Genomic DNA, 26932 nt, shown 5'->3' with positions numbered 1-26932 from the left:
CCAGATCAGGCACTTTCGCGCACAACCAGTTCCGGCTGCATGACAGTCGATGGAGCATCCTCTCCGGCGATCCTGCGGCGCAACGCATCGACCATTGCCTTGGCACCCTCGGCGATGTCCTGCTTCACGGTGGTCAACTGCGGCACCATCCGGGCGGCTAATGGGAGGTCGTCGAAACCGGTGACGGCAACGTCATCCGGGACGGTGACTCCTCTTTCGTGGAGAATTCGGATGGTTGTCATCGCGATGATGTCGGATGCACACACGATGCCGTCCACTTCGCCGGCAAGGGAGTCGAGATGCGCTGTTATCTGGCTTGCCATCTCATCACTTGCCAGGTGGGTCGGAAAATTGGCGAGACTGACATCGGATAGCCCGGCGATCGCCCGTTCTACACCGCGCAGGCGTTCGGCAATTTCTGGTCCGTTGGTATCACCAAAGAAGGCGAGACGTTTGGCTCCGCGCGCCAGCAGGCGCCGTGTTGCGAGCGCTCCGCCAGCCGCGTTGTCCACGCCCACCGTGCATTGGACCTGACCCTCGCGATAGCTGCCCCAAACGACCAACGGTCGATAGTGTTTTGCGACCCGTTCGATCACGTCGAACTGGTTTGACTGTCCGATGACCAGGGCGCCATCGAGCATGCCGGAGTCCACGATACGGTCGAGCCACTCGTCGTCCCCAGGAATGACGCGAGAGAGCATAAGGTCGTGTCCGCTCTCTGTCAGCTCGTCGGCGAGGTAGCCGAACAACGTCATGAAAAAGGGGTCCGAGATGTGCTGGCGCCGTTCATGGCCAAGTGGAATGACCACGCCGATCACGCCGGTCTGCTGCGTGCGCAACCGACGGGCCATCTGATTGGGGCGGAACCCGTGTTCCCGAGCCAGGGCCTGGATGCGTTCTCGGGTCTCCTTGTTTACCAGGGATTTGTCGGCAAGTGCGCGCGAAACCGTTCCGGCGGAAACGCCAGCAATCTTGGCTAACTCGGCAATATTCCTGATCTTGCCGGGCTTTTTTACGTCGTCCATGGAAAATGCATGTCCTGCACAAGCGCTTCTCTGCGCGATTTTGCGCAATGTCTTCGGGCGATTGATGCGCCGCACGGAGGCGGCGTGTCAATGACTATGGTGCCCGAGTTCTCGTAGGGCTCGGCGCCCGGTGTTGCATGATAAACACGATTTGCGCATTCACTGCAATCGATTGTTATTTGGACTTGCAAACGATTGCAGTAGGGTTTAGCGAACATCTGACTGATTCCTGCAGCTGCTGCAGGAGCATCTTGGTGGGAGGAAATATGAAGCTTACACCCCTTTACGGCTGTGCCTCGCTTGTCGCGCTCTGCAGCGCGATCTCGGCCATGCCCGCTCTCGCGCAGGACGCAGCACAGGCTGACAGTGCCGAAGCCGCTCCTGAGACAACCGGCCTTGACGCTATCGTCGTGACCGCATCGGGCCGTGACAAGACGCAGCTCAACAGCGCAGTCTCGGTCAGCTCGATTTCGTCCGAGACCATTCAGGCGATCCGTCCTACCTCAGAAGCCGAAGTGTTCCGCGCCATCCCGGGCATCCAGGTTGCCGGTACCGCCGGCCCAGGCGGCAACTCGAACATCGCCGTGCGCGGTCTTCCGGTCGCCACCGGTGGTTCGCCGTTCGTGCAGATCCAGGAAGATGGCCTGCCGACCGTGCTGTTCGGCGACATCCAGTTCGGCAACAACGATTACTGGACCCGCTTCGACGGATCGGTGCAGAACATCGAAGGCGTGCGTGGCGGTTCGGCCGGCACCTTTGCCTCGCAGGCACCCGGCGCGGTCATCAACTACATCAGCCACACCGGTAAGCAGGAAGGTGGCTTTGTCTCGATCAACCGCGGCCTCGGCTATGACGAGACCCGCGCCGACTTCCGTTATGGCGGTCCGATCAACGACACGATGTACTTCCACATCGGCGGTTACGTGAAGAACGGTCGTGGTCCGCTTAAGGCCGACTATACCGTGTCGGATTCGTTCCAGGTCAAGGGCAACCTGACCAAGGAGTTCAACGAAGGTCGCGGCTATTTCCGCCTCAACTTCAAGGTGGCCGATACGCAGGAGCCGAACTACACTGGCGCACCCGCACTTGCGACGATCACCGGCAAGAAGGTCTCGAACATTCGCCCCTATCCGGGCTTCGATGGTCGTGATTCCTCGAACTACTCGATCTACAATCAGGACTTCCTCATCTATAACCGTGAGGGCAACCTCGAGCGCGTCAAGATGGACGGCATCACCACCCAGGCGCAGTCCTTCGGTGGCCAGTTCCACTATGATTTCGACGGCGGGATCACTGTGGATAACAACATGCGCTACACCAGCATGAGCGGTGCGTTTGCCTCGCCGTTCCTCAACACCGCGCTGACCTCGTCGGTGCTCGGGTCGACCGTCAACGGCCGCACCGTCGCCGCGATCCGCTATGCCAGCGGTCCCAAGGCCGGTCAGCTGTTCACCGATCGCTACCTCGACAACAACGTCAACGTGCGCACCAACATCCGCGACATCGGCAGCTTCGCCAATGACCTGACCCTGGCCGGCAAGTTCGACGTAGCTTCGGGCAAGCTGACCACCCGCGCTGGTCTGTTCTACATGAACCAGAAGATCGCGATGGACTGGCACGTCAACAAGTCGCTGCGCGAACTGAACGGCGACAACCCCTCGCAGCTCGACCTGTTCGACAGCGCAGGCAACAAGCTGACCCAGGCCGGCACTTCTGGCTACAACAACAATTGGGGCGAATGCTGCGCTCGCGACTACGACCTGTCGTATGCGAACACGGCGCCGTACCTCTCGCTCGACTTCGACCACGACCAGTTCGGGCTCGATGGCTCGGTCCGCTTCGAGCGCATCAAGTCGACCGGCTATGCCATCGGCGGCGGGGCCGAGTTCCCGATCAACAGCAATGGCGTGACCATCCCTGCGATCACTGCCAACGGCGTGCGCGAGAACCTGAACTATACCCGCAGTTACACCTCGTGGACCGTGGGCGGTCTGTTCAAGGTCACGCCGAACGTGACGATCTTCGCCCGCACCTCACGGGGTGGCCGCTTCAACAGCGACCGTCAGACGCTGGGCGGCAAGATCCGCAACGACGGTGCGCTGTGCCGTGCGAGCGACATCGGCAGCAACGGCTGCTCGGCTGATGGCGTGACGCCTTCGGTTGACTTCGTCACCCAGCACGAACTCGGCATCAAGAGCCGTGGCGATCTGTTCGGCGGCCAGTTCACGATGGAAATGACGCTGCTCAAGGGCAACTTCAAGCAGTCGACCTATGAGCTGTCGGCCACCCGCTGCCCTGGTGGTTCGGGCGGTTGCGTCATCGATGCCAAGTTCAAGTCGACCGGTGCGGAATTCTTCGCGACCTACCGCAACGGCGGCTTCAGCTTCGTCGGCAACGCCACCTACTCAAAGGCAAAGCGGCAGTCGGCAGGTGCCACGTCCTACACTCGTTCGCCCAACCTGCCTGACCTGATCTACACGGCATCGGCCAATTACGACATCGGCGATATCGCCACCGTCGGCGTGGCGATGACCGGGCAGACCAGCGCGATTGACGATGCGGGCTTCGAGTATCCGGGCAAGGCCATCTTCAACCCGTCGCTTCGAGTCTATCCGATGAAGGACCTCGAACTCGGCCTGCAGGTCTACAACGTGTTCGATACCTTCGACCTGCGCGGCAACGGCGGCATTGCCGACCCGACTGCCAACCCGGTCGTGATCGGCGGTGCGCCTGCACTGGGCCGCACGGTCTCGGCTTCGGTCCGATACAACTTCTGATGCTGGCGGGAGAGGCCTGGCGTCTCTCCCGGTCACTTCGGGTCGCATGAGGGAGGGGCGGGGCGCTGATGCGTTCCGCCCTTCCGTTCCAATATCGCCGGAAGAGCGATAGGACAGAAGGGACGCCAACGAGAGGCACGCCTGAATGAGCGGTATGACATGAGCAATCCCGACCTGATGATCCGTTCCATCGCCGTGATCGGTGGCGGCACCGCAGGCTGGATGACCGCGGCCGCCCTGGCTCAGGCGCTGCGGCACAACTGCAGCATCACGCTGGTCGAGTCCGACGAAATCGGCACGGTCGGCGTAGGCGAGGCGACGATCCCGCCGATCCGCACCTTCAACGAGACGCTCCAGATCGACGAGCGCGAGTTCGTGCGCAAGACCAAGGGCTCTTTCAAGCTCGGCATCGAGTTTGTTGACTGGGGCAGCCTCGGCAACAGCTATTTCCATCCGTTCGGTCCGCATGGACGGGCGTTCGATATCGTCAACCTTCACCACTACTGGCTACGGGCGCGTGAAGCGGGCGAGACTGCGCCGCTGGACGAGCATTCGATGGCGTGGGCTCTGGCAAAGGAGAACCGGTTTGCTCCGCCGATGCCAGATCAGCGCAATGTGCTTTCGACCTTCGATTATGCCTATCATTTCGATGCAGGCCTCTATGCGAAGTTTCTGCGCGAATACTCAGAAGCCAGGGGCGTGACGCGCATCGAGGGCAAGGTCGCCAGCGTGCAGCAGGACGCCGAGACCGGCTTTGTCACAGGGGTAACGCTGGATGATGGGCGAGCGGTCGAAGCGGAGTTGTTCGTGGATTGCTCGGGCTTTCGCGGCCTGCTGATCGAAGGTGCGCTCAAGGCGGGCTACGAGGACTGGACGCACTGGCTGCCGTGCGATCGGGCAATGGCCGTACCATGCGAGAATGCAGGGCCGCTGACGCCCTACACCCGGTCGACTGCGCGGGAAGCGGGGTGGCAGTGGCGCATTCCGCTGCAACATCGCACTGGCAACGGCTACGTTTTCTGCAGCCAGTTCCTGTCCGAGGATCAGGCTGCGGACAAGCTCCTGTCGCGCCTGGATGGCAAGGCGTTGGCCGATCCCCGGCCGCTGCGTTTTGTCACTGGTCGGCGCAAGACTTTCTGGGAAAAGAATGTCATTGCGGTTGGCCTCTCCAGCGGGTTCATGGAGCCGCTGGAATCAACCTCGATTCATCTGATCCAGGCCGGCATTTCCAAGCTGCTTGCCCTGTTTCCCGACCGCACCTTCGATCCCATCGTGATCGAGGAATACAACCGCATTGCCATCAACGAGTACGAGCGGATCCGCGATTTCCTGATCCTGCACTACAAGCTCACCACGCGCGATGACTCCGAGCTTTGGCGCTATTGCGCGGCAATGGACATTCCCGATACGCTCCAGACCAAGATCGAGCATTTCCGTCGCTACGGCCGCCTGGTTCAGCGCGATGCCGACCTGTTCGGCTCGCCGTCGTGGCTGGCGGTGCACGTCGGGCAGGGAAACATTCCAGAGCGCACCGATCCGCTTGCAGACTACCGCGGGATCGACGGACGCGAGTGGCTTGGCAAATTGCGGGCCGCCATGCACCACGCTGCGCTTCAGCAACCCACGCATGAGCAGTTCATCAAGGCCAACTGCGCGGCATGAGCGAGGCGGAAGCCTTGTTCCGGCGCGCCGTCGCGTTGCGCGAAGTGCAGGACCTTGGCGGTGCTCTGGACGCGATCCTGCTGGCGGCCAAAGCCGCGCCTGGCGATCCCAACGCGGCGCTGGGACTGGCGCAGATCTCGTTTGAGGCGGGGCTGAATGCTGCAGACCTCTACGCCGAGGCGGCAAGGCTGCAGCCACAGCGGATAGACCTCCAGCGCAGCCGTGCGACTGCCTTGGCGGCCGAAGGACGACAGCTGGAAGGTGAAGACCTGCTGGAAGGCGTGCTGGCTGCAAATCCCGGTTGGATCGAAGGTCACCGCTGCCTGTGCGGAATGCGTGCGACTGTCGGCGATCCGGACTTCGCGCGCAGCTTTCCAGCCGCGATCGAGCGCGATCCTGCCAACTTCGGCCTGAGGATGGCGTGGTTCCACGTGCTTGCCACGGCCCGGCAATGGGACGATGCCCGCGCCGTCATAGCAGACGCCGAAGCGGCATTGGGCGAACGCCAACCTTCGCTGCTCGGCAAGCTGTTCATTGCCAGCGAGAGCGGTGAAGCGGCGGACAACGCGGCATTGTTCGACGGCGTGGAACACGTTCAGGACGTGGGGCTCGATCTCGCCCGCGTTCGACACTTCCTGCGTGGTAGGCAGATGGAACGCGCCCGCGACGTTTGCTTGCGCCACGCCGGAACCGCAGCAATGCGCGCTTTCTGGCCCTATCTTTCGCTCGCCTGGCGGCTCCTCGGTGATGCCCGTGTCGATTGGCTCGACGGCGGGATGCGCGATGTCCGGGCGTTCGATCTTGGCTTCAGCGCTGAAGAATTGGCGGAACTGGCACGGACGCTTCGCCGGCTTCACACCATGAACGAACCCTGGCACGAACAGTCGGTTCGCGGCGGCACGCAGACCGAGCGGCCGCTGCTGCTGCGGATCGATCCCGTCATCGCTGCAGCGAGGAGCAGGATCGAAGTGGCAGTCGCACGCTACATCGCCGACTTATCCTCGCCTGACCCCGCGCACCCGCTGCTTGCTGCGCCGCGGGGGCGGTCTCTGTTCGCCGGTAGCTGGTCGGTAAAGCTGCGGCCCGGTGGATATCACGCGATGCACACGCACCCTATGGGCTGGATCAGCTCTGCACTTTACGTTACCGTGCCGGAGGAGCCCCGGCGGGGGGCGGCGCCGGCGGGTTACCTGCAATTCGGAAAACCGCCGCCCGAACTCGCGCTGGCGCTTGAGCCTTACGGCTTGATCGAGCCCAAGCCAGGTCGGCTCGTGCTGTTTCCCTCGACGATGTGGCACGGCACTGTGCCGTTCCCCGATGGAGAGCGAATGACCATCGCTTTCGATGTCGTTCCAGCTCCCGCAATCCCCAACCCGCCCGCAAAGGCCTGAGATGCGCCCTCGCTATCATTATGCCCCCGCCGTCAACTGGCTGAGCGATCCCAACGGCCTCGTCTGGCAGGATGGCGCGTGGCACATGTTCTACCAGTACAATCCTTTCGGTGAAGAATGGGGGCACATGTCGTGGGGGCACGCTGTTTCGTCGGACCTCGCACATTGGCGGGAGCTGCCGGTGGCACTGGCCGAGGAAAATCAGACCATGATCTTTTCGGGTTCGGCAGTCATCGATCATGCCGACAGTGCTGGCTTCGGACATGGCGCGATGATCGCAATCTACACCGGCGCAAGAACCGATCGCCTGCATCAGTTCCAGTGTATTGCCGCAAGCACCGACCAGGGGCGCACTTTTACCAAGTATTCCGCAAACCCGGTGCTGGACCGCAAGATGGAAGACTTCCGCGATCCCAACGTGTTCTGGCATGAGCCGACGCGGCGCTGGATCATGACCGTGGTCCTGTCCGACGAGAATCGCGCCTTGATCTATGGATCGGGCGACCTGAAATCATGGGAAGAGCTGTCTGAGATACCGACAGACGGCGCGCCGGGACACTTGTGGGAATGCCCGTTCCTCGTCGAACTACCCATTGAAGGCTCCGCTGAGACACGCTGGTTGTTCAAGGTCGATGTGCTTTCAGGCGCACAGGGATCGGGCGCTCTTTACCGGGTCGGCAGCTTTGACGGTATCCGGTTCAAAGCTGAAAGCGCCTGGCAGGTGGCCGATTACGGCGACGAGTTTTACGCCGCTATTGGCTGGACCGAACCGCGCGACCGACTGGACAGGCCGACGTGGATTGGCTGGATGGGTAACCATTCCGTTCAGAAGCACTTGCCGCTGCAAGGGTGGCGCGGTGCGATGAGCCTCCCTCGCAGGCTTTCGCTCAGGCGGCGCGAGGACGGCTTCGTGCTTGTCCAGTCGATCGAACCATCATGCCGCGCACTCTTCGGTGGAGCGGAGAAGATCGAGCTGGATCACGGCTGCTTTCCGCTGCCGGGTTGTGCCATGCTAACAGCTAGTGCTGGCGATTGGAGCTTCACGCTTTCCGATGACGCAGGACGCTTGCTCGCATGCTCTTGCAAGGCGGGCAGGATCGAGGTCGTGCGCAAGGATGCGGTAACGCCGCAGCTTGATCGGAAGTGCGAAATGGAGCTCACCGGCGATGGACCAGTCGAGATCTGGCTCGACCATGGCAGCATCGAGATTGTCGCAGGGGCAGGGGCAGATTGCCTCACCTTGCAGCATCGCCTTGCCGGTGAGGCTTGGGCGCTGCGCGGCACCGGCACGCTCTCTGCCCGTTACCTTGCCGCGAGCGCTTGACGCCCGAGTTCGATGGCGCCGGTGATTCCCGCATCATCGCCAAGGCCCGGCGTGACGATGTAGCTTTCCAGCCCGGCGTCGAGCCGTGGATGCTGAACATAGCCATTGAGCTTGCAAGCCGTAGCCTTGCGCACCGCTTCAACCAGCCCCGGCGCCTTCATCACGCCACCGCCGAAAATCAGCCGGTCCGGCATGTGCAGCAGGACGAGCGTCGAGGCGAGGTGGGCGATGTAGTCCGCGACGATATCCACTTCCTGTGGCCCCAGCTTGTCGAGGCTGGTGCCCCAACGTTTCTCAATAGCCGGACCGCAAGCAAGTCCTTCAAGGCAGTCCCCATGGTAAGGGCAAATGCCAGGAAAAGGATCGCGCGACGGATCGCGCGGCGGTTGGATATGGCCGCTCTCGAAGTGCGAAATGCCCATGAGTGACTGGCCGTCGCGCACCACGCCCGTGCCAACCCCGGTGCCGATGGTGGTGTAGGCGAGGGTGCGACAGCCTTGACCCGCCCCGGCCATCCATTCGCCGATCGCAGCGCCGTTCACGTCGGTATCCACCTTGATTGGGGCGCCAAATCGGGACAGCACGTCGTGAAACCGTGCGCCTGACCAGCCCGGCTTGGGCGTGGTGGTAAACGTGCCGTAGGCGGACGACGTCGGGTCGATGTCGATCGGGCCAAAACTTGCCACGCCGAATGCCGCGATCGGACCATGCTGTGCGCTTGCTTCTTCGAAGAATGCCTGCATTGCCGGCCATGTCTCTGTCGGCGTGTTCGTCGGCATGCGCGTGCGGGCGAGGATTTCACCCTCATGCGTCGCAAGCGCAAGCACGAACTTGGTGCCGCCAGCTTCGACCGCTCCGATCAGACCTTTCTCGCTCATTCGCCCGTCACTTTCGCATTCTCTTTAACCAGTATCATGGCAGCTGCTGCCGCCGTCATCATCAAGGCCGCCACTAGCATCGTCCAGCGCGGTTCTCCGGGGAAGAAGCTGCGCATCACACCACCCATCAGTGTCGCCACGACGAGTTGGGGTATGACGATGAAGAAATTGAAGATGCCGATGTAGATCCCGAACTTTCGCGGCGGCAGCACTCTTGTCAGAATGACATAGGGCATCGAAAGCACCGATGCCCAGGCAATCCCCATGCCGACCATCGGCAGTAGCAGCGCATCCGGGTTGCGGATCAGGAGAATCCCGACGAATCCTGCCGCCCCGCACAGCAGGCCGACTGCATGAGTTGCGGCATTGCCGATGCGCCGCGCCAGAATTGGCAGCAGGAACGCCGCAACCGCGGCAACGCCGTTGTAGAATGCGAACATTATCCCGACCCAGTCCGCGCCTTCGTTATAGGCAAGGCTGGTCGTGTCGGTCGCGCCAAACGCCTGTGCCGTCACCACCGGCGTGGTGTAGATCCAGACGATGAAAAAGCCGATCCAGGTAAAGAACTGCGCGAAGGCCAGTTGGCGCATCTGGACGGGCATCTGGGCAAGGTCGCTGACAATGTGCGCAAGCGCTCCTCGGGCTGACGTGGCACGAACGCCGATCTGGATGAGGCCGAATGCGCAAAGCCCGGCTCCCAGCACGTAAAGCTGCTTGTCCAGGGCGAGCGCCTGGACAAGCCCAAGCATCACGATTCCTGCAATCGTCCACAACGGCCCGCTGCGCGGATAGATCAGTGGCTCGTGCTCCGCGCCATGATCGTTGGTGGAGCCCGGATCGAACTCTGCCATTTCATCGGGTGAGTATTCGCGCACTCTGAGCACTGTCCAGCCCACGCTGAAGACCATCGCTGCCGCGCCGAGATAGAAGCTGTAGCGGACGGACGGCGGGATCACCCCCTCCGGCGCGACGTTAGGAATACCTAGCCAGTTGAACAGCGCCGGCGCGAGGCTGCCAAGCACGGCGCCCGCGCCGATAAAGCAAGTTTGAAAGGCAAAGGCCTGCGCGCGCTGGTCGTCCGGTGTCATGTCTCCGGCAAAGGCGCGGAAGGGCTCCATTGCGACGTTGAGCGAAGCATCTAGAAGCCACAGGAAGGCGGCGGCGAGCAGGAGCAGCCCGGTGTTGGGCAAGCCGATCAGGGCCAATCCGGCGAGCACCGCACCGGCAAGGAAATAGGGGCGGCGGCGGCCAAGGAAGCCCCAGGTCCGGTCCGAATGATAACCGATCAGCGGCTGCACGATAAGGCCCGTTACCGGCCCCGCGATCCACAGGAATGCGAGATCGTCGACGGAGCTGCCAAGTGACTGGAAGATGCGGCTGACGTTTGCGTTTTGCAGTGCGAAAGCGATCTGGATGCCGAAATAGCCAAAGCTGATGTTCCACAGTCCCCAGAAACTCTGCCTGGGTTTTTCCCTAGCGGGTTGGCGGATCGAGGTGGTCATCGGCTCTCCATCGGGGCGCTGTTGGCGCGCCAGGTGGCCGTCTCACGCGGCCATTGCATTGCAATCAGGCGTCGCGAAGTCGCAGAATCCGGGCGTTCCTGCAATCGATGCGCATACGAATACCAAGACCGTTGGCGGTTCACCCGCCGCTGCTTGCCCGAACCACAAGCCGCGCCGGCAGCACGCGTGGGTTGCCTGGGCGACCTTCGACTTGTGCAAGGACGCTTTCCACCAGAGCTTCACCAGCCAGCCGGATATCCTGCATGATCGTGGTCAGCGGAGGCGAAGTGAAGGCGGCAGCGGGAATGTCGTCGAAGCCCACGACGGCGACATCGTCGGGAACCGACAGTCCGGCTTCGGACAGTGCGCGCATGGCGCCTACCGCGATAAGATCGCTCGCGGCAAAGATCGCATCGAACGACGCCTCCCGCGATAGAAGCTCACGCGCAGCGTGATAGCCGTTCTCCTCGGATGAAACGGCGTCGACAAGCAGGGATGGGTCGGGCGCGAGGCCTGCAGTCACCACAGCTTTGGCAAGGCCGGCATAGCGCTGCTCGAATTCCGGATAGTGCGAATCCGCCTGGCCGAGGAAAGCGATCCGCTTGCGTCCACGTGCCAGAAGGTGCTCGCCAGCAAGCCGCCCCGCGCCGAAATTGTCCGATCCGACCGTGGCCCCGATCGTGCCGTCGTCAACCGAGCCCCAGCGTACGAAATGCGTGCCCGAGCGGATCAACTGGCGCAGTCGCGGCTCGTATGCCGTGTAGTCGCCATAACCAAGCAGGATCAGTCCGTCCGCGCGATGGCTGTCCTGGTAACGCTTGTGCCAATCGTCATCCAGTTTCTGGAACGAGATCAGCAGGTCAAGACCGCGATTGGCGCAATGCCGCGTGATCGATCCCAGCATGGCGAGAAAGAACGGGTTGATGTTGGATTCATCAGGCGTCGGATCCTCGAAGAACAGCAGAGCCAACGTGTTCGACCGCTGCGAACGCAGTGAAGAAGCATTCTTGTCGACCGTGTAATTGAGTTGTCGAGCAATCGCCTCGATCTTCTGCCGTGTCGCGAGACTGACCGATTTGCTGCCTCGCAACGCCCTGCTCACGGTGGGCTGGGATACGCCGGCAAGGTAGGCAATGTCGAAACTGGTTGGTTTGTTGGAAGGCCTGCGCCCCATATCCCGATCACTCCCACCGCCCGGTGTGGTCCCGTGGTCGGTCAACCCGGACTTTATGCGTGATGTCTCAGTCATGCAATGGCTCGGCGGTTGCGCTGCCAGAATCAATGGGAAATGCCGATTTCCCAAGGGTTTTTCTCACGGCGGGAGCGTTGCCAAATAGCATCAACTGAAACCAATCCGGGGGGCGGCGCATGCATAGTATACGTATGCCATATTCGCCATTCTTCATCGCTCCCTTAAGCCGGAATGGAGCGGAAGGCCGGGATCAGCGGCACCGCCGAGTGCAATCACGGTTTCAACAGAAGGTTCAGGGTCGGAGCTTCCGGCTTGGGGGAGTGAATTTCAACATGGCAATTCGCACATTATCCGCTGCTGCCGGCGTATCGCTCGCAGCGATGACAGTCGCCCTCGTTGCGACTCCGGCCATGGCGCAGGACGCCACCCCGGCGCAGGATCAGGCGCAGGCAACTGACGCGGCTCCGGAGGCGCAGGAGCAGGCCATCGTCGTGACCGGTTTCCGCGCCGCGCTCGCCACGGCCGTCAACGTCAAGAAGACCTCGCCGGTGATCGTGGAATCGGTCTCGGCCGAAGACATTGGCCGCCTGCCCGATGCCTCGATCGGTGAATCGATCGCTCGCCTGCCGGGTCTTACCACCCAGCGCCTGTTCGGCCGCGCCAACTCGATCGCTATCCGCGGTTCGAGCGCGGACCTTTCCTCGACCACGCTGAACGGTCGCCCGCAAACCTCGACGGGCGAACAGCGCAACGTCGAGTTCGATCAGTTCCCTTCGGAAATCGTCAGCCGCGTTGACGTCTACAAGACGCCGCAGGCGAACCTTGTCCACCAAGGCCTCGTCGGCACCGTCGACATCAAGACGATCCGTCCGCTCGAATTCGGCAAGAGCCTTCTCTCGTTCGGCGGCCGCGGCACTTACGCTGACCTTGGCAAAGTCAACAAGGACAGCAACGAGTTCGGCTATCGTGCGACGGCGACCTATGTCGGCCAGTTCATGGAAGACCGTCTCGGCGTGGCTCTGTCGGCTGCTTACACCGATGAGCCATATCAGGCTCAGGAATTCGAGGCTTGGGGTTACGCCGACGGCCCGAACAATACCAAGATCATCGGCGGCATGAAGCCTTTTGGCGTATCAACGCAGCTCAAGCGTCTCGGCATCCAGGGCACCGTGCAGTTCAAGCCGGTCGACGAGCTGACCCTGACCGTTGACGGTTTCTACGGCAACTTCAAGGACAAGCAGATCAAGCGTGGCATCGAGTTTCCGCTGGCCTGGAGTGGTGCGCAGCTGTCGCCTACCGGTATCGAGACCAACGGCAACCTGATCACCAAGGGCACGTTCTCGGGCGTCGAGGCCGTCGTCAACAATCATGGCTACGAACGCAACTCGGACATCTTCTCGGGCGGTTTCAACGCTGCTTGGGCCGGTGAGGATGGCTGGTCGGCCTCGTTCGACTTCGGCTACTCGAAGACCGATCGCAACGAACTTACCCTTGAAACCAACGCGGGCACCGGCCCGGGCGCTGGCGTCGGTGCGACCGATACGCTGACCTTCGTCAGCGGTCCGACCGGAACCAGCTTCACCAGCCACGTCCTCGATTATGGCAACTACAACACCATCGTCCTGACCGACCCGCTCGGCTGGGGTGGCGGCGCGCCGAATGGTTCGCAGGAGGGCTACTACAACGACCGCATCATCGACGACGAAATCAAGAGCTTCCAGGTCGAAGTCGGCAAGGAACTGGAAGACAGCTTCCTCTCGAAGCTGACGGTCGGCACGGCTTACGTCGATCGCACCAAGGCAAAGACGCCGGTCGAGTATTTCCTGAACCTCGCCGGCGGCGCCAAGTCGCTGGTCGTGCCGGAGAAGTACCGCACGGGCGCAACCGACCTTGGCTTCATCGGTGCCGGTCCGGTCATCGGCTACGATCCCTTCGCGCTGCTCGAAGACGGAGTCTACGTAAAGACGCTGAACGCTTCGAAGGACGTTCCGGCAAAGGCTTACTCGGTCACCGAGCGCGTCATGTCGATCTATCTCAAGGGCGACCTCAAGGCGACGCTCGGCGATGTCGAGATGGACGGCAATATCGGCGTTCTTGCACAGAACACCGAGCAGAAGTCGCGTGGCTTCGTGAACCTTGCGGCTGCCTCGCTGGTGCCTGTCACCCGCGGCGCGCGTTACTGGGACATCCTGCCAAGCCTCAACCTTAATTTCCGCATTCCGGGTGACTGGGTGGTACGCTTTGCCGCAGCGCGCGAGATCCAGCGTCCGCGCTTCGAGGACATGAAGGTTAGCCTGGACTACAGCTACAACGTCAACAGCGGCGTGATCACCGGTAACGGCGGCAATCCGCAGCTGCGTCCGTATCGCGCATGGGCAGCTGACCTGAACATCGAAAAGTACTTCGGCCGCAAGGGCTACGTCGGCCTGCAGATGTTCTACAAGAAGCTCGACAACTACATCTACAAGGATGTCGTCCCTTACGATTACACCGGCCTGCCGATCGTCGCCCCGGTTCCGATCACGAACTTCGTCGGTACGATCAACACGGCGGTCAATGGTTCGGGTGGCAAGCTTTATGGTGTGGAACTCGCTGGAACTCTTCCGTTTGAAGTCATCACCCCGGCGCTCGAGGGTTTCGGCTTCACGGGCGGGCTTGGTTACACCAAGACCTCGATCAAGCCGGGTCCGAACGCCAATTCGATGGACCTTCCGGACTACTCGCGCTGGGTTGCTTCGGGCACGCTGTTCTTCGAGAAGGCCGGCTTCAACGCCCGCGTCTCGGCCCGTCACCGCTCGTCGTTCCAAGGAATCTTTGTCGGCTTCGGCGGCGAGCGTGAACTGCGCCGCGCGCTGAAGGAAACCATCGTCGATGCGCAGATCGGCTATGACTTCCAGGAAAGCAGCCCGCTAAATGGCCTGTCCCTCTTCGTGCAGGGCCAGAACCTGACCGACGAGCCCTTCGTTTCGGTCGACAATGGCGCACCGCTGCAGATCCGCAACTACCAGACCTACGGTCGTCGCTTCATGGCAGGCTTCAACTACAAGTTCTGATCCCTCCGGAGGGAGCGGCCTCATCCCGCTCCCTCCACCCTTTCGGGACAGAGACGTTGCAAGAATGTGCCCGCAGAAGGCACTCTCGAGAGAATTCACTGCGGGAGAACGGACGTGTCGGCTACAGATCAGCGCAGGATCGTCATTGCAGGTGGCGGCACGGCAGGATGGATGACCGCCGCTGCTCTTGCCCGGCTGGCTTCGCCGCACTGGCAGGTGACATTAATTGAGTCCGAGGAAATCGGCACGGTCGGCGTCGGTGAGGCGACCATCCCGATGGTTCGCCTGTTCAACCAGACACTGGGTATCGACGAGGCCCAGTTCCTGCGCGAAACGCATGGCACCTGGAAGCTTGGGATCGCTTTCGAAGGCTGGGGTGGTTTCGATGACCGCTACATCCACGGCTTCGGGCTTACGGGTCGCAGCCTCGGTGTTCTGCCGTTCCACCACTACTGGCTGCGAGGCCGTGCACATGGCCTTGCCGGTCCGCTGGGCGAATACGTGCTCAACGCCGTCGCTTCCGATGCAAACAAGTTCGCGCATATCGACCGTCCGCAAGGTAGCGCCTTGCCGCCGATGCCATACGCCTACCATTTCGACGCCTCGCTTTATGCCGCATTCCTCAGGCGTTACGCTGAAGGCCGTGGCGTTCGCCGGATCGAGGGGCGGATCGTCGGTTTCGACCGCGATGTGCTGAACGGCAATCTGGCGGCACTTCGTCTCGAACGTGGCGACGTGATCGACGGCGATCTCTTCGTGGACTGCTCTGGCTTCCGCAGCCTGCTTCTGGGGCAGGAGATGGGCGTCGGTTATGTCGATTGGAGCCAGTGGCTGAAATGCGATCGCGCAGTGGCGGTGCCCTGCGACAGGGCTGAGCCGCTTGTTCCTTACACCCGTTCAATTGCCCAGCCCGCCGGCTGGTGCTGGCGCATTCCGCTTCAGCATCGTACCGGAAACGGCCACGTCTTCTGCTCCGACCTGATGAGCGAAGACGAAGCCACAGCGCGGCTTATCGGCCGCCTCGATGGCGAGCAACTGGCCGATCCGCGCACCATCCGCTTCAAGGCCGGGCGGCGCGAGAAGTTCTGGGAGCGGAACGTTGTGGCGATCGGGCTCTCCTCCGGCTTCATTGAGCCTTTGGAATCCACCTCGATCCACTTGATCCAGACCGCAATCAGCCGTCTCGTCGATTTCATGCCCAATGGCCCTGTTCAGGATGCTGATCGCGATGCTTACAACCGCATCGCAGCTTTCGAAATAGAGCGCATCCGCGATTTCGTGATCCTGCATTACGTCGCCAATGGCAGGCACGGCGAACCCTTCTGGGACTCTCTGCGGCAGATGGAGGCAGCCGGACAACTGCCCGATGCGTTGGGCGAACGTCTTGCGATGTTCCGGGCGTCGGGACGCATCGTGCGCGAACACGACGAACTGTTCGACGTGCCCGGTTGGGTGCAGGTCATGATCGGGCAGGGTGTCGTGCCCGCACGCTGGCATCCGCTTGCCGACCAGGTTGCGCCCGAAAGCCTCAAAGCCTTCCTCGATACCGTGCGCGGTGCCTACGAAAAGGACGTTGCCCGAATGCCGTCTCACGCTGAATACGTGTCGCATGTTTGCGGACAGGTGCCGGCACATGCGTAAGGTCATGGGTCTTTCTCTTCTGGCGCTGCTCGCCTCGCAACCCGCGCAGGCCGACGTGCCGCTCGCCGAAGTCCGGGCGCGTCCGGCAGCGGGGGAGACGATCTATTTCCTCCTGCCCGATCGGTTCGAGAATGGCGACAAGGCCAATGATCGCGGCGGCCTGAAGGGAGATCGCTACAAGACCGGTTTTGATCCCGCCGCCAAGGGCTTCTACCACGGCGGCGACATCAAGGGGCTGACCCAGCGATTAGACTACCTGCAGCGGCTTGGCGCCACCGCGATCTGGGTGGCACCGGTCTTCAAGAACAAGCCGGTGCAGGGCGGGCCGGGGCTCGAGAGTGCCGGATACCACGGCTATTGGGTGACCGACTTCACCCGCGTCGATCCGCACTTCGGCACCAATGCCGACTTCAAGGCGCTTGTCGACGCGGCCCACGCCCGGGGGATGAAGGTCTACATGGACATCATCGCCAACCACACCGCTGACGTAATCCAGTACAAGGGTGGCCAGTACACCTACCGCGACAAGGCGAACTGGCCCTATTCGCGCAAGGGTGGCGTGAATGGTGAGCCGGTCAATCCTGGGTTCGCCGGAGACGCGGACTCGAGTGCAGCCAACTTCGCCAAGCTGACCAATCCCGGCTTTGCCTACGAGCCATTCGTTCCGCCAGCCGAAGCGCACGTGAAGGTGCCCGATTGGCTTAACGATCCGATCTATTACCACAACCGCGGTGACAGCACGTTCCGCGGCGAGAACAGCCGCTTCGGTGACTTCGCCGGCCTTGACGACCTTTTCACCGAGCATCCCCGGGTACGCGCCGGCATGATCGAGATCTATGCCGATTGGATCAGGCAGTTCGGCATCGACGGCTACCGCATCGACACGGCCAAGCATGTCGATCCGGGTTTTTGGCAGGCGTTTATACCTGCGATGCTGGATACGGCGAAGCAGGCCGGCATACCCAACTTCTCGATTTTCGGCGAAGTGGCGCACGAAGGGTCGGACCCCGGCACCATAGCCCGTTACACCCGGCGTGACGGCTATCCGGCAGTGCTGGACTTCGCCTTTCAGGGCGCGGTGCGCGCCGTGCTGGGGAAGGGCAAGGGTACCGAGGTCCTCGCCGATACTTTCGATGGCGATGTGCTCTATGAGGGCGGCGAAGAAGCCGCGCTGGCGATGCCGACGTTCCTTGGCAACCACGACATGGGCCGGTTCTCCACGCTGCTCGCCAAGGACATGCCGGGGATTTCAGACGCCGAACTTACCAGGCGCGTCGAGCTTGCCCATGTGATGTTGCTAACCCTGCGTGGTTCGCCAGTGATCTACTCTGGCGACGAGCAGGGCTTTATGGGCGATGGCAACGATCAGGACGCCCGCGAGGACATGTTCGCCAGCAAGGTCGCGAGCTACAACGACAATCGTCTGCTTGGCACTTCGGCAACCAACGCAACGGCCAACTTCGATCCGGCCCACCCTTTTTACAGGTTGATCGCGACCCTGGCCCAGCTGCGCAAGGCCCACCCGGCGCTGGCGCGAGGTCGGCAGGTTACGCGAACGTATTCGGAAGCGCCCGGCTTGTTTTCGGTCTCCCGCTTTGATCCGGTTAGCGGTACCGAATACTTCATTGCCTTCAATACCTCGGACAAGCCGATCGCCATGCAAAGCGTGATCGGGGTGTCCGCAGCAAGCCTTGAGACGCTCTATGGGCGATGCCCGGCGCAGGTTTCCGCGCCCGGCAGCGTTACGGTCGAGCTACCCGCCTTCGGCAGCATGGTTTGCCGTGTTGCTCCCTCCCCGGAAACTACCGTTCGATGAAGACTTCCGAAGCCGTACTTCCCAGCACCAAGCCACAGCCTGACGTGCCGTGGTGGCGTGGCGCTGCGATCTATCAGATTTATCCGCGCAGCTTCTGTGATTCCAATGGTGACGGCATCGGCGACCTGCCGGGCATCACGCAACGTCTGGAGCACGTGGCGCGCCTCGGCGTGGATGCAATCTGGGTCTCTCCGTTCTTCAAATCGCCGATGCGCGATTTCGGCTATGACGTGGCCGACTATTGTGACGTCGATCCAATTTTCGGCACGCTCGCCGATTTCGACGCAATGGTGAGACGCGCCCACGAACTGGGGCTGAAGGTCACGATTGATCAGGTCTACGCCCATACTTCGGACCTCCATCCATGGTTCGAGGAAAGCCGACAGGATCAGCTGAACGACAAGGCGGACTGGTACGTCTGGGCCGATCCCAGGCCCGACGGTTCGCCACCCTCAAACTGGCAATCAGTGTTCGGCGGTCCGGCATGGACCTGGGATGCGCGGCGTAAGCAGTATTACCTGCACAACTTCCTTTCCAGCCAGCCGCAGATGAATGCGCACAATCCTGATGTGCAAGATGCGCTGCTTGGCGTCATGCGCTTCTGGCTGGATCGTGGCGTGGACGGGTTCCGTCTCGATGCGCTCAACTTCCTCATGCATGACCCGACGCTGCGCGATAATCCGCCAGCGCCCGATGACGGGCGTCGCAAGACGCGCCCCTTTGACTATCAGCTCAAGATCTACAACCAGTCGCACCCGGATATCCTGAGGTTCATCCAGCGCGTGCGGGAACTGTGCGATCAGTATGGCGCGGTGTTCACTGTGGCTGAAGTGGGTGGCGATCTGGCCGAGACCGAGATGAAAGCCTTCACCGCGGGCGAGGATCATCTCAACAGCGCCTATGGCTTCGACTTCCTCTATGCGGACAAGCTGACTCCGAAATTCGTCGAGCAGGCCGTTGCCAAGTGGCCGGACACGCCGGGTATCGGATGGCCGAGCTGGGCTTTCGAGAACCACGACGCTCCCCGCGCACTGTCGCGCTGGTGCGGCCTCGATGATCGCGAGGCGTTTGCACGGCTGAAGGCCATGCTTTTCACGTCGCTGCGGGGCAACATCATTGTCTATCAGGGCGAGGAACTGGGGTTGACCCAGGTCGAGATCCCCTTCGAGCAGTTGCAGGACCCGGAAGCGATTGCCAATTGGCCGCTGACGCTTTCACGCGATGGGGCCCGCACGCCGATGCCGTGGGTGGTGCAGTCAGGCGAGGGGGGCTTCACATGCGGAGCGCCGTGGCTGCCGTTGGGCGAAGAGAATCTGGCGCGCGCGGTAGACCGGCAGGAAGCCGATCCGTCGTCGCTGCTCAATCTGACCACGCGCCTGCTGCGTTTGCGCCGTGAAAACGATGCGCTACGCCTTGGCTCATTCCAGGTTCTCCATGCAGACGAATGCCTGCTTGCTATCCGTCGCGTCTCGGGAGAGCAATCGATTGCAGGACTTTTCAACCTGTCCTCCGTCCCGGTGGTCTGGCCGCAAGGACTGGTTCGGGATGGCAAGGAACTCGCGTCGGTAAACGGCGCCACTGTTGGGCAGTTGCCGCCGTTTGGCGCACTGCTGATCGAAGAGAGGATCTGATGCGTAACTTTCTGAACGTTGCAGCGCCGCTGGCGCTGACCCTTTCGTGCGCCCTCGTTTCGCGGGCTCTTGCTGAAACCGTGACAGCATCATCCCCGGACGGATCGTTGGTCCTTTCCGTCACAACCGACAATGACGGGCACCCGCTTTACAGCCTGACCCGCAAGGGCAAGCTGCTGCTGGCGTCGTCGATGCTGGGCTTCATCACCAGCGACGGGCCGACGATGCAGCGGGGCCAGAAGATCATCGGCAGCGAGACCGCATCGGGGAAGGAAACCTGGGAACAGCCGTGGGGCGAGCGTCGCTATGTCAGCGACAACCACAATGAATTGCTGGTCAGGTTCGAACAGACGCCGGACTGGGGTGCCCGACGCATGAATGTGCGCTTCCGCCTGTTCAATGACGGCTTCGGCTTCCGTTATGAGATCCCGGAACAGCCCGCCATGAAGGTGATGAAGATCGCCGATGAACTGACCGAGTTCAACATCGCGCAGAACGGCACCGCATGGTGGATCCCCGGCGGCGAATGGAACCGTTACGAGCAGGTCTACCAGAAGACCCCGATCGACGCCGTCTCCACCGCCCACACGCCGATCACGATGAAGCTCGATGACGGCACCCACCTGTCGTTCCATGAAGCCGCACTGGTCGATTATTCGGGAATGTGGCTCAAGCGTCAGACCGGCACTTCGTTCCGGGCGACACTGGCCCCTTCGTCCAGTGGCCCGAAGGTTGTACGCGCAGTGCCATTCAACACTCCATGGCGCACGCTGCGCATCGCCGACAGTGCCAAGGGCCTGGTCGAGAACGACCTCGAATTGAACCTCAACGAGCCCAACAAGATCGGCGATGTCTCCTACTTCAAGCCGATGAAGTACATTGGCATCTGGTGGGGCATGATCCGCGGTGATTGGTCGTGGGCCGAAGGGCCCAAACATGGCGCGACGACCGCGCGGACCAAGCAGTACATGGACTTTGCCGCCAAGCACGGTTTCGGCGGGGTGCTGGTGGAAGGCTGGGACAAAGGCTGGAACGGCACATGGTTCGGCAACGGCAAGGACTTCAGCTACACCCAGGCAACGCCCGACTTCGATATCGAAGCCGTCACCAGATACGGCGCGAAGAAGGGCGTCATGTTGATCGGCCACCACGAAACCGGCGGCAATATCGCGAACTACGAGGCCCAGCTCGAAGACGCCATGAAGCTTTACGACCGGTTGGGCGTTCGGGCGGTGAAAACTGGCTATGTCGCTGACGCCGGTGGCATCCTTGCCCCCGGTGACACGCCGGACACGTACAAGATGGAATACCATGACGGCCAGCGGCAGGTTCAGCATCACCTCAAGGTCGTGGAGATGGCGGCGAAGTATCGCATCGTCGTCAACGCCCACGAACCGGTGAAGGACACTGGCCTGCGCCGCACCTATCCCAACTGGATCGATCGCGAAGGCGCGCGGGGCATGGAATACAATGCCTGGGGCCAGTTTGCCAACGGACCGGACCACGAGCCTACGCTGGTCTACACCCGCATGCTGTCCGGGCCGATGGACTACACGCCGGGCGTGCTGAGCCTTGAAGGCGCAAACAAGGTGCCGTTGGCCTCCACGCTTGCCAAGCAGCTCGGCCTTTACCTTGCCCTCTATTCTCCGATCCAGATGGCAGCGGACTTCATCGAGAGCCTCGAGGCCCATCCCAGGGAACTGGCCTTCATCAAGCAGGTGCCCGCCGACTGGTCCGAAAGCCACCTGATCGCCGGTGAGGTGGGTGACTTCGCGATCTTTGCGCGCAAGGACCGCAACAGCGAGGACTGGTATGTCGGGGGCGTGAACGATGCGACGGCGCGCGACGTTTCGCTGAGCCTCGACTTCCTCGACCCGGGCAAGACCTATACCGCCACACTGTGGAAGGACGGCGAGGGCGCTACTTACGAGACCGAGGCCCGGCACCGTATCGCCTATGGCACGCTGAAGGTGAAGAAGGGCGATGTCCTGCCGGCCTGGCTGGCACCCGGCGGCGGTCTTGCCGTGCGTCTGCATCCGGAGAAGTGACATGATGCTGCGCCTGCTTGCCGGGATGGGGATGCTCCTGCTGGCGATGACCACGCATCCGGCGGCGGCGCAGGATCAGGGCCGGATCATCGAATATAGCGATATTGCGGCGGCAGGGTTGCCGCCGCAGCGACTGAGCATCTGGCTGCCGCCTGGATATGACGGGTCAAATCGTAGCTATCCGGTGGTCTACATGCACGACGGGCACAACCTGTTTGACCGGCGCAATTCCAACTTCGAAAAGATCTGGGCGGCGGACAAGGCCATGCTTGCTGTCATGGGTAAAGGCATCGAACCGCGGATCATCGTCGGGATCTGGGCTCCGGGTGAGGATCGCTTCCGCCAGTATCTGCCGAAGCCGGCCTACGATGCCGCTCCGCCGGAACTGCGGGCGAAGATGGACGTGATGGCAAAGGGACCTGTGACCTCGTCTCGATACCTCGCGTGGATCGGTGATGTGCTGAAGCCTTGGGTTGACCGCTCGTTCCGCACGCGTCCAGCAAAGATCAACACCGCGATCATCGGCTCGAGCATGGGCGGCCTGATGAGCTGCTATGCCATTGCCGCCAGGCCCGAAGTGTTCGGGCGTGCGGCCTGCATGAGTTCGCATTGGCCGGCAGCGATCCCCGACGCGGTTGCTGGCTATGACGCGCAGGCCGCGAAGGTGTGGCGCGACTATTTCTCGTCGACTCTGGGCAAGCCCGATGCTCGCCGGGTGTGGATGGACCATGGCGACGCGACGCTCGACCAGTTCTATGCGCCTTACCAGAAGGAGGTCGATCAGGCCTTCGCAAGCGCAGGATGGCAAGAGGGTGCAGATTTCGAGAGCCGGTTCTATCCCGGTGCGCCCCATGACGAGGACGCCTGGGCAGCCCGCTTGCCGGAAGTGCTCGAGTGGCTCTTTCGCCCCTGACGGTTGCCCAGCGCCTGTCGGAGTGCAAGGATGTCTACCCGGCGCCAGCGCATAGCTATCCTGCATACATATGCGTGCTGAACCGGAAGGACTAAGGGTCTAGGGCCGGTGCAAGGCACGGGTCCGGCGCCGATTTCGGCGGGCCGCATTGCCAAGGGAGATTAGCGTCGATGATCGAAACCAGTTGCTCGGCCCTGCTGCTGTTCGGCGCGACCGGGGACCTTTCGCGGCGCATGCTGCTGCCTTCGCTTTACGCACTGCACGAGGACGGGCTGATCCGGCCCGACCTGCGCATAGTCGGCACCGCCCGTTCGGAGCATGACGACGCCGAGTTCCGCGAGTTCGCCCGTAACGCGCTAGCCGAGTTCCTGCCAGAAGACCGGCGCGATGACGAGAAGCTGGCAAGCTTCCTCGAACGGCTCGAATACCAGACGCTTGATGCCTCGAATGTCGATGGCTTCGGCGCGCTCGCTGAGAAACTGGGTGATACTTCGTGCGGCCTGTCGATTTTCCTGTCGACCGCACCCTTCCTGTTCGAACCGACCATTGAAGGCCTGAAGAGGGCGGGGCTGGCGCATGCCAATGTCCGGATCGGCCTTGAAAAACCGCTGGGCAACGATCTCGCTTCGTCCACCCGGATCAACGATGCTGTCGCCGCCGCCTTTGCCGAGGAACAGATCTTCCGGATCGACCATTACCTTGGAAAGGAAACGGTTCAGAACCTGATGGCGCTGCGCTTTGCCAACATGATGTTCGAGCCGTTGTGGAACGCGGGCGGCATCGATCACGTGCAGATCACGGTCAGCGAGACGGTTGGCCTCGAAGGCCGAAAGGGTTTCTACGACGATACCGGTGCGCTGCGCGACATGGTGCAGAACCATATGCTGCAACTTCTGGCGCTGACGGCGATGGAGCCGCCAGCCAGCCTCGATGCCACTTCGATCCGCGACGAGAAGGTCAAGGTGCTGCGCGCACTGCGCCCGGTAAAAGCCGAGGAGATGGTGCGCGGCCAATATCGCACCGGCGCAGTCAAGGGCGCTTCGGTGGCGGGCTATCAGGAAGATCTTGGCGAGGCATCGGATACCGAGACCTTCGTCGCCATCAAGGCGCACGTCGACAACTGGCGCTGGACCGGGGTGCCGTTCTACCTGCGCACCGGCAAGCGCCTTGCCGAGCGGCGCAGCGAGATCGTCGTCGAATTCAAGCAGGTGCCGCACAACGTCTTCGCCGAGCGTGGTGGCCGCCTGCGCGCCAATCGCTTGGTCATCCGCCTTCAGCCCGAGGAATACGTTCGCCTGCAGGTCATGGCGAAGGAGCCGGGGCTGGATCGCGGTGGGATCGTGCTCCGCGAAGTGAACCTGGACCTGTCGCTGACTACGGCGTTTGCGAAGGCGCGCCGTCGCATTGCCTACGAGCGTTTGCTGCTCGACCTGATCGAGGGCGAGCAGACGCTGTTCGTGCGCCGTGACGAAGTGGAAGCGCAGTGGAAATGGGTCGACGCTATCCGCAAGGTCTGGGCTGACACGGAGATGGAAGCTCGGCCCTATGCCGCTGGGTCGTGGGGGCCGAACGCCGGCATTGCCCTGACCGAACGGGACGGGAGAAGCTGGAATGACTGACCTCGTGCCGGCAAGCGTGCGGTGGGCGCAGCCCGGCGATGCTGCGGCAGTGGCGGATCATATCGCGCGAGTCGTTTCGGCAGCGGGCCATAAGCGGATCGCGTTCACCGGGGGCTCCACGCCGATCAAGGTGCTGGCCCTGCTCAAGGATCGCCCGCTCGACTGGTCCAGCGTCACCATTGCCCTGACTGACGATCGCAGGGTGGCGGACGACCATCCGGCAAGCAACTTCGGCAAGATCCATGCAGCGCTCGGGGATTCCGGTGCGCAATTCGAACGCCTCGCAGAAGGCGCGCAAGTCGCGCCATTCGACCTCGTCTGGCTCGGCATGGGTGAGGACGGGCACGTCGCCTCGCTGTTCCCGGAAATGACAGCGCATGTCCGACCCGGGCCTGCCGTCATCGCGACCACGCCCATCCCGCTGCCGCAGGAAGCGCCGTTCGATCGGCTCACCTTGAATGAAAAAGCACTCAAGGCGACGAGGGAGATCATCCTTGTCGTGACTGGCACCTCGAAGAAGGCGCTGCTCGATGCGGCACTTGACGGTGATGAGCGTTATCCCGTCACAGATTTCCTCCGCGGCTTTGGCCCGCCCGTTACCATCTACTGGAGCGAATGATGCCCTCCAATTCCAGTGTCGCCCTGCACCCTATCGTCGAGCGCGTCACCCAACGCATCATCGAACGTTCGCGCCCATCGCGTGCCGCCTACCTCGACCTGATCGAGCGATCGCGCGAACAGGGCCTCAATCGCCCGCAGCTTTCATGCGGCAACCTTGCCCACGGCTTTGCGGCCTCGGGCGAGGACAAGACGCTGATCAAGAGCGGCAAGGCGATGAACATCGGCATCGTCACCGCCTACAACGACATGCTTTCTGCGCATCAGCCCTATGGCCGCTACCCTGAGCAGATCAAGATCTTTGCCCGTGAGGTCGGTGCGACGGCGCAGGTGGCGGGCGGCGTTCCCGCGATGTGCGATGGCGTGACGCAGGGACAGGACTCGATGGAGCTGTCGCTGTTCAGCCGCGACAATATCGCGATGGCTGCGGTCGTCGGGCTTAGCCATGCCATGTTTGAAGGCGCACTGCTGCTGGGCATTTGCGACAAGATCGTGCCTGGTCTGCTGATCGGCTCCTTGCGTTTTGGACACCTGCCGACGATCCTCGTCCCAGCCGGCCCGATGCCGAGCGGCCTGCCCAACAAGGAAAAGGTCCGCATCCGCCAGCTCTATGCCGAGGGCAAGGTAGGGCGCGACGAACTGCTCGAAAGCGAGAGCGCAAGCTACCATTCGCCCGGCACCTGCACCTTCTATGGCACCGCCAACTCCAACCAGATGATGATGGAAATGATGGGCCTGCACATGCCGGGCTCCAGCTTCGTCCAGCCCGGCCTCAAGCTGCGCCAGGAACTTACCCGCGCTGCGGTGCACCGGATCACCCGGATCGGATGGGACGGTGACGACTACCGCCCCCTCGGACTGTGTGTGGATGAAAAGGCGATCGTCAACGCAATTGCCGGTCTGCTGGCGACCGGAGGTTCGACCAACCACGTGATCCACCTGCCAGCCATCGCGCGGGCCGCGGGCATCCAGATCGACTGGGACGACATGGATGAGCTGAGCCGCGCCGTCCCGCTGATCGCCAGCGTCTATCCGAACGGGGCCGGCGACGTGAACGCTTTTGCTGCGGCCGGTGGCATGCCCTACGTTATCCGCGAATTGATCGGCGCAGGCCTCGCCCATGCGGATATCATGACCGTCTACGGCAAGTCGCTCGAAGAGGGCGCGCAGGAGCCGGTCATGGATGGCGACACGCTCAAATGGAGAGCCGCGCCAGAGGTGTCGGGCGACGAGAAGATGTTGCGCCCGGTAGCTGCACCATTCCAGCAGGAAGGCGGCTTCCGCCTGCTCAAGGGCAATCTCGGCCGCGGCACGATCAAGGTCAGCGCTGTGGACCCCTCGCGCTGGACGATCGAAGCGCCTTGCCGGGTATTCAGCGACCAGAACGACGTTCTGGCAGCCTTCAAGGCCGGCGAATTGGAGAAGGATGTTGTGGTCGTGGTGCGGTTCCAGGGACCCGCGTCGAACGGCATGCCCGAGTTGCACAAGCTGACACCGCCGCTCGGAGTGCTGCAGGACCGCGGCTTCAAGGTGGCTCTGGTCACTGACGGCCGCATGTCTGGCGCGTCCGGCAAGGTTCCTGCTGCGATCCACGTGTCGCCGGAAGCGAAGACCGGTGGCCCACTGGCCAAACTGCGCGACGGCGACATCGTGCGCGTCTGCGCAGATACAGGCGAACTGGCCGCCTTGGTCGATGCTGCTGAATGGTCCGCGCGCGAGAATGCGCCTGCTCCCGAAGCAGCCATGGGCGTTGGGCGTGAACTGTTCGCCTTGATGCGCCTGCATTCGGACGAGGCCGAACGCGGTGGTTCGGCGATGCTGGCTGCAGCCGGGCTCTGACGG

The 26932-nt window shown here is 62.2% G+C and carries 17 protein-coding genes; 13 read left to right on the top strand and 4 right to left on the bottom strand.

What is annotated here, in order from left to right:
* Window positions 1-5: 5 nt before the first annotated feature.
* Window positions 6-1025, bottom strand: coding sequence for a LacI family DNA-binding transcriptional regulator (locus IM701_RS08345; protein ID WP_193826654.1), 1020 nt, complete (start codon window positions 1023-1025; stop codon window positions 6-8).
* Window positions 1026-1291: 266 nt separating this feature from the next.
* Here IM701_RS08345 and IM701_RS08340 point away from each other — a divergent pair, with 266 nt between their 5' ends.
* The 4 genes from IM701_RS08340 to IM701_RS08325 all read left to right on the top strand — a co-directional run bounded on the left by IM701_RS08340 (window position 1292) and on the right by IM701_RS08325 (window position 8179).
* Window positions 1292-3802 (top strand): TonB-dependent receptor domain-containing protein, encoded by a 2511-nt coding sequence (locus IM701_RS08340; RefSeq protein ID WP_193826653.1) that lies wholly within the window; start codon window positions 1292-1294, stop codon window positions 3800-3802.
* Between the two features lie 159 nt (window positions 3803-3961).
* Window positions 3962-5464 (top strand): tryptophan halogenase family protein, encoded by a 1503-nt coding sequence (locus IM701_RS08335; RefSeq protein WP_193826652.1) that lies wholly within the window; start codon window positions 3962-3964, stop codon window positions 5462-5464.
* Window positions 5461-6855 carry a putative 2OG-Fe(II) oxygenase gene (locus tag IM701_RS08330; protein ID WP_193826651.1) on the top strand — a complete coding sequence of 465 codons (1395 nt, stop codon included), beginning with the start codon at window positions 5461-5463 and terminating at the stop codon, window positions 6853-6855. Before IM701_RS08335 ends, IM701_RS08330 begins: the two co-directional genes overlap by 4 nt.
* Window position 6856: 1 nt before the next feature.
* On the top strand, window positions 6857-8179 hold the full coding sequence (locus IM701_RS08325) for a glycoside hydrolase family 32 protein (RefSeq protein ID WP_193826650.1): 1323 nt from the start codon (window positions 6857-6859) through the stop codon (window positions 8177-8179).
* Here IM701_RS08325 and IM701_RS08320 read toward each other — a convergent pair.
* The 3 genes from IM701_RS08320 to IM701_RS08310 form a co-directional block, all read right to left on the bottom strand.
* A complete protein-coding gene (locus IM701_RS08320) occupies window positions 8158-9057 on the bottom strand; it encodes an ROK family protein (protein WP_193826649.1) in 900 nt (299 codons plus the stop codon). The two genes, IM701_RS08325 and IM701_RS08320, sit on opposite strands and share 22 nt — an antisense overlap.
* Entirely contained in the window at window positions 9054-10559 is a 1506-nt protein-coding gene (locus IM701_RS08315) for an MFS transporter (protein WP_193826648.1), read from the bottom strand. The genes IM701_RS08320 and IM701_RS08315 overlap by 4 nt, the downstream gene beginning before the upstream one ends.
* Window positions 10560-10698: 139 nt before the next feature.
* Complete coding sequence (locus tag IM701_RS08310) at window positions 10699-11733, bottom strand: LacI family DNA-binding transcriptional regulator (protein WP_039332154.1); 1035 nt, start codon at window positions 11731-11733, stop codon at window positions 10699-10701.
* A gap of 350 nt (window positions 11734-12083) precedes the next feature.
* Here IM701_RS08310 and IM701_RS08305 point away from each other — a divergent pair, with 350 nt between their 5' ends.
* From IM701_RS08305 to edd, 9 genes are all read left to right on the top strand, one after another.
* Window positions 12084-14804 carry a TonB-dependent receptor gene (locus tag IM701_RS08305; RefSeq protein ID WP_193826647.1) on the top strand — a complete coding sequence of 907 codons (2721 nt, stop codon included), beginning with the start codon at window positions 12084-12086 and terminating at the stop codon, window positions 14802-14804.
* Between the two features lie 171 nt (window positions 14805-14975).
* Complete coding sequence (locus tag IM701_RS08300) at window positions 14976-16445, top strand: tryptophan halogenase family protein (protein ID WP_370584362.1); 1470 nt, start codon at window positions 14976-14978, stop codon at window positions 16443-16445.
* Window positions 16446-16449: 4 nt separating this feature from the next.
* Window positions 16450-18261, top strand: a complete 1812-nt coding sequence (locus IM701_RS08295; RefSeq protein ID WP_230487618.1) for an alpha-amylase family glycosyl hydrolase — start codon at window positions 16450-16452, stop codon at window positions 18259-18261.
* Entirely contained in the window at window positions 18258-19892 is a 1635-nt protein-coding gene (locus IM701_RS08290; RefSeq protein WP_193826644.1) for an alpha-amylase family glycosyl hydrolase, read from the top strand. Before IM701_RS08295 ends, IM701_RS08290 begins: the two co-directional genes overlap by 4 nt.
* A complete protein-coding gene (locus tag IM701_RS08285) occupies window positions 19892-21940 on the top strand; it encodes a glycoside hydrolase family 97 protein (RefSeq protein ID WP_193826643.1) in 2049 nt (682 codons plus the stop codon). The genes IM701_RS08290 and IM701_RS08285 overlap by 1 nt, the downstream gene beginning before the upstream one ends.
* Before the next feature lies 1 nt (window position 21941).
* The gene (locus IM701_RS08280) at window positions 21942-22853 is read left to right on the top strand and encodes an alpha/beta hydrolase (protein ID WP_230487617.1); all 912 of its coding nucleotides are present in this window, start codon (window positions 21942-21944) and stop codon (window positions 22851-22853) included.
* A 170-nt stretch (window positions 22854-23023) separates the two neighbouring features.
* Window positions 23024-24472: a glucose-6-phosphate dehydrogenase gene (gene zwf / locus IM701_RS08275; RefSeq protein WP_039332162.1), complete on the top strand. Its 1449-nt coding sequence runs from the start codon at window positions 23024-23026 to the stop codon at window positions 24470-24472.
* Window positions 24465-25091 carry a 6-phosphogluconolactonase gene (locus IM701_RS08270; RefSeq protein WP_193826642.1) on the top strand — a complete coding sequence of 209 codons (627 nt, stop codon included), beginning with the start codon at window positions 24465-24467 and terminating at the stop codon, window positions 25089-25091. Before zwf ends, IM701_RS08270 begins: the two co-directional genes overlap by 8 nt.
* The gene (gene edd, locus IM701_RS08265; protein WP_193826641.1) at window positions 25091-26929 is read left to right on the top strand and encodes a phosphogluconate dehydratase; all 1839 of its coding nucleotides are present in this window, start codon (window positions 25091-25093) and stop codon (window positions 26927-26929) included. The genes IM701_RS08270 and edd overlap by 1 nt, the downstream gene beginning before the upstream one ends.
* The last annotated feature ends 3 nt before the right edge of the window (window positions 26930-26932 follow it).

The sequence above is a fragment of the Novosphingobium sp. ES2-1 genome, assembly GCF_015169775.1.
Taxonomy (GTDB): Bacteria; Pseudomonadota; Alphaproteobacteria; order Sphingomonadales; family Sphingomonadaceae; genus Novosphingobium; species Novosphingobium subterraneum.
Note: the sequence above shows the minus strand (reverse complement) of the source record. Positions and strands in the feature narration are given on the sequence as shown.

Excerpts from the sequence above, each read along its gene's own strand:
- IM701_RS08345 (WP_193826654.1), bottom strand. The coding sequence starts at position 1,025 with ATGGACGACGTAAAAAAGCCCGGCAAGATCAGGAATATTGCCGAGTTA.
- IM701_RS08340 (WP_193826653.1), top strand. The coding sequence starts at position 1,292 with ATGAAGCTTACACCCCTTTACGGCTGTGCCTCGCTTGTCGCGCTCTGC.
- IM701_RS08335 (WP_193826652.1), top strand. The coding sequence starts at position 3,962 with ATGAGCAATCCCGACCTGATGATCCGTTCCATCGCCGTGATCGGTGGC.
- IM701_RS08330 (WP_193826651.1), top strand. The coding sequence starts at position 5,461 with ATGAGCGAGGCGGAAGCCTTGTTCCGGCGCGCCGTCGCGTTGCGCGAA.
- IM701_RS08325 (WP_193826650.1), top strand. The coding sequence starts at position 6,857 with ATGCGCCCTCGCTATCATTATGCCCCCGCCGTCAACTGGCTGAGCGAT.
- IM701_RS08320 (WP_193826649.1), bottom strand. The coding sequence starts at position 9,057 with ATGAGCGAGAAAGGTCTGATCGGAGCGGTCGAAGCTGGCGGCACCAAG.
- IM701_RS08315 (WP_193826648.1), bottom strand. The coding sequence starts at position 10,559 with ATGACCACCTCGATCCGCCAACCCGCTAGGGAAAAACCCAGGCAGAGT.
- IM701_RS08310 (WP_039332154.1), bottom strand. The coding sequence starts at position 11,733 with ATGGGGCGCAGGCCTTCCAACAAACCAACCAGTTTCGACATTGCCTAC.
- IM701_RS08305 (WP_193826647.1), top strand. The coding sequence starts at position 12,084 with ATGGCAATTCGCACATTATCCGCTGCTGCCGGCGTATCGCTCGCAGCG.
- IM701_RS08300 (WP_370584362.1), top strand. The coding sequence starts at position 14,976 with ATGACCGCCGCTGCTCTTGCCCGGCTGGCTTCGCCGCACTGGCAGGTG.
- IM701_RS08295 (WP_230487618.1), top strand. The coding sequence starts at position 16,450 with ATGGGTCTTTCTCTTCTGGCGCTGCTCGCCTCGCAACCCGCGCAGGCC.
- IM701_RS08290 (WP_193826644.1), top strand. The coding sequence starts at position 18,258 with ATGAAGACTTCCGAAGCCGTACTTCCCAGCACCAAGCCACAGCCTGAC.
- IM701_RS08285 (WP_193826643.1), top strand. The coding sequence starts at position 19,892 with ATGCGTAACTTTCTGAACGTTGCAGCGCCGCTGGCGCTGACCCTTTCG.
- IM701_RS08280 (WP_230487617.1), top strand. The coding sequence starts at position 21,942 with ATGATGCTGCGCCTGCTTGCCGGGATGGGGATGCTCCTGCTGGCGATG.
- zwf (WP_039332162.1), top strand. The coding sequence starts at position 23,024 with ATGATCGAAACCAGTTGCTCGGCCCTGCTGCTGTTCGGCGCGACCGGG.
- IM701_RS08270 (WP_193826642.1), top strand. The coding sequence starts at position 24,465 with ATGACTGACCTCGTGCCGGCAAGCGTGCGGTGGGCGCAGCCCGGCGAT.
- edd (WP_193826641.1), top strand. The coding sequence starts at position 25,091 with ATGCCCTCCAATTCCAGTGTCGCCCTGCACCCTATCGTCGAGCGCGTC.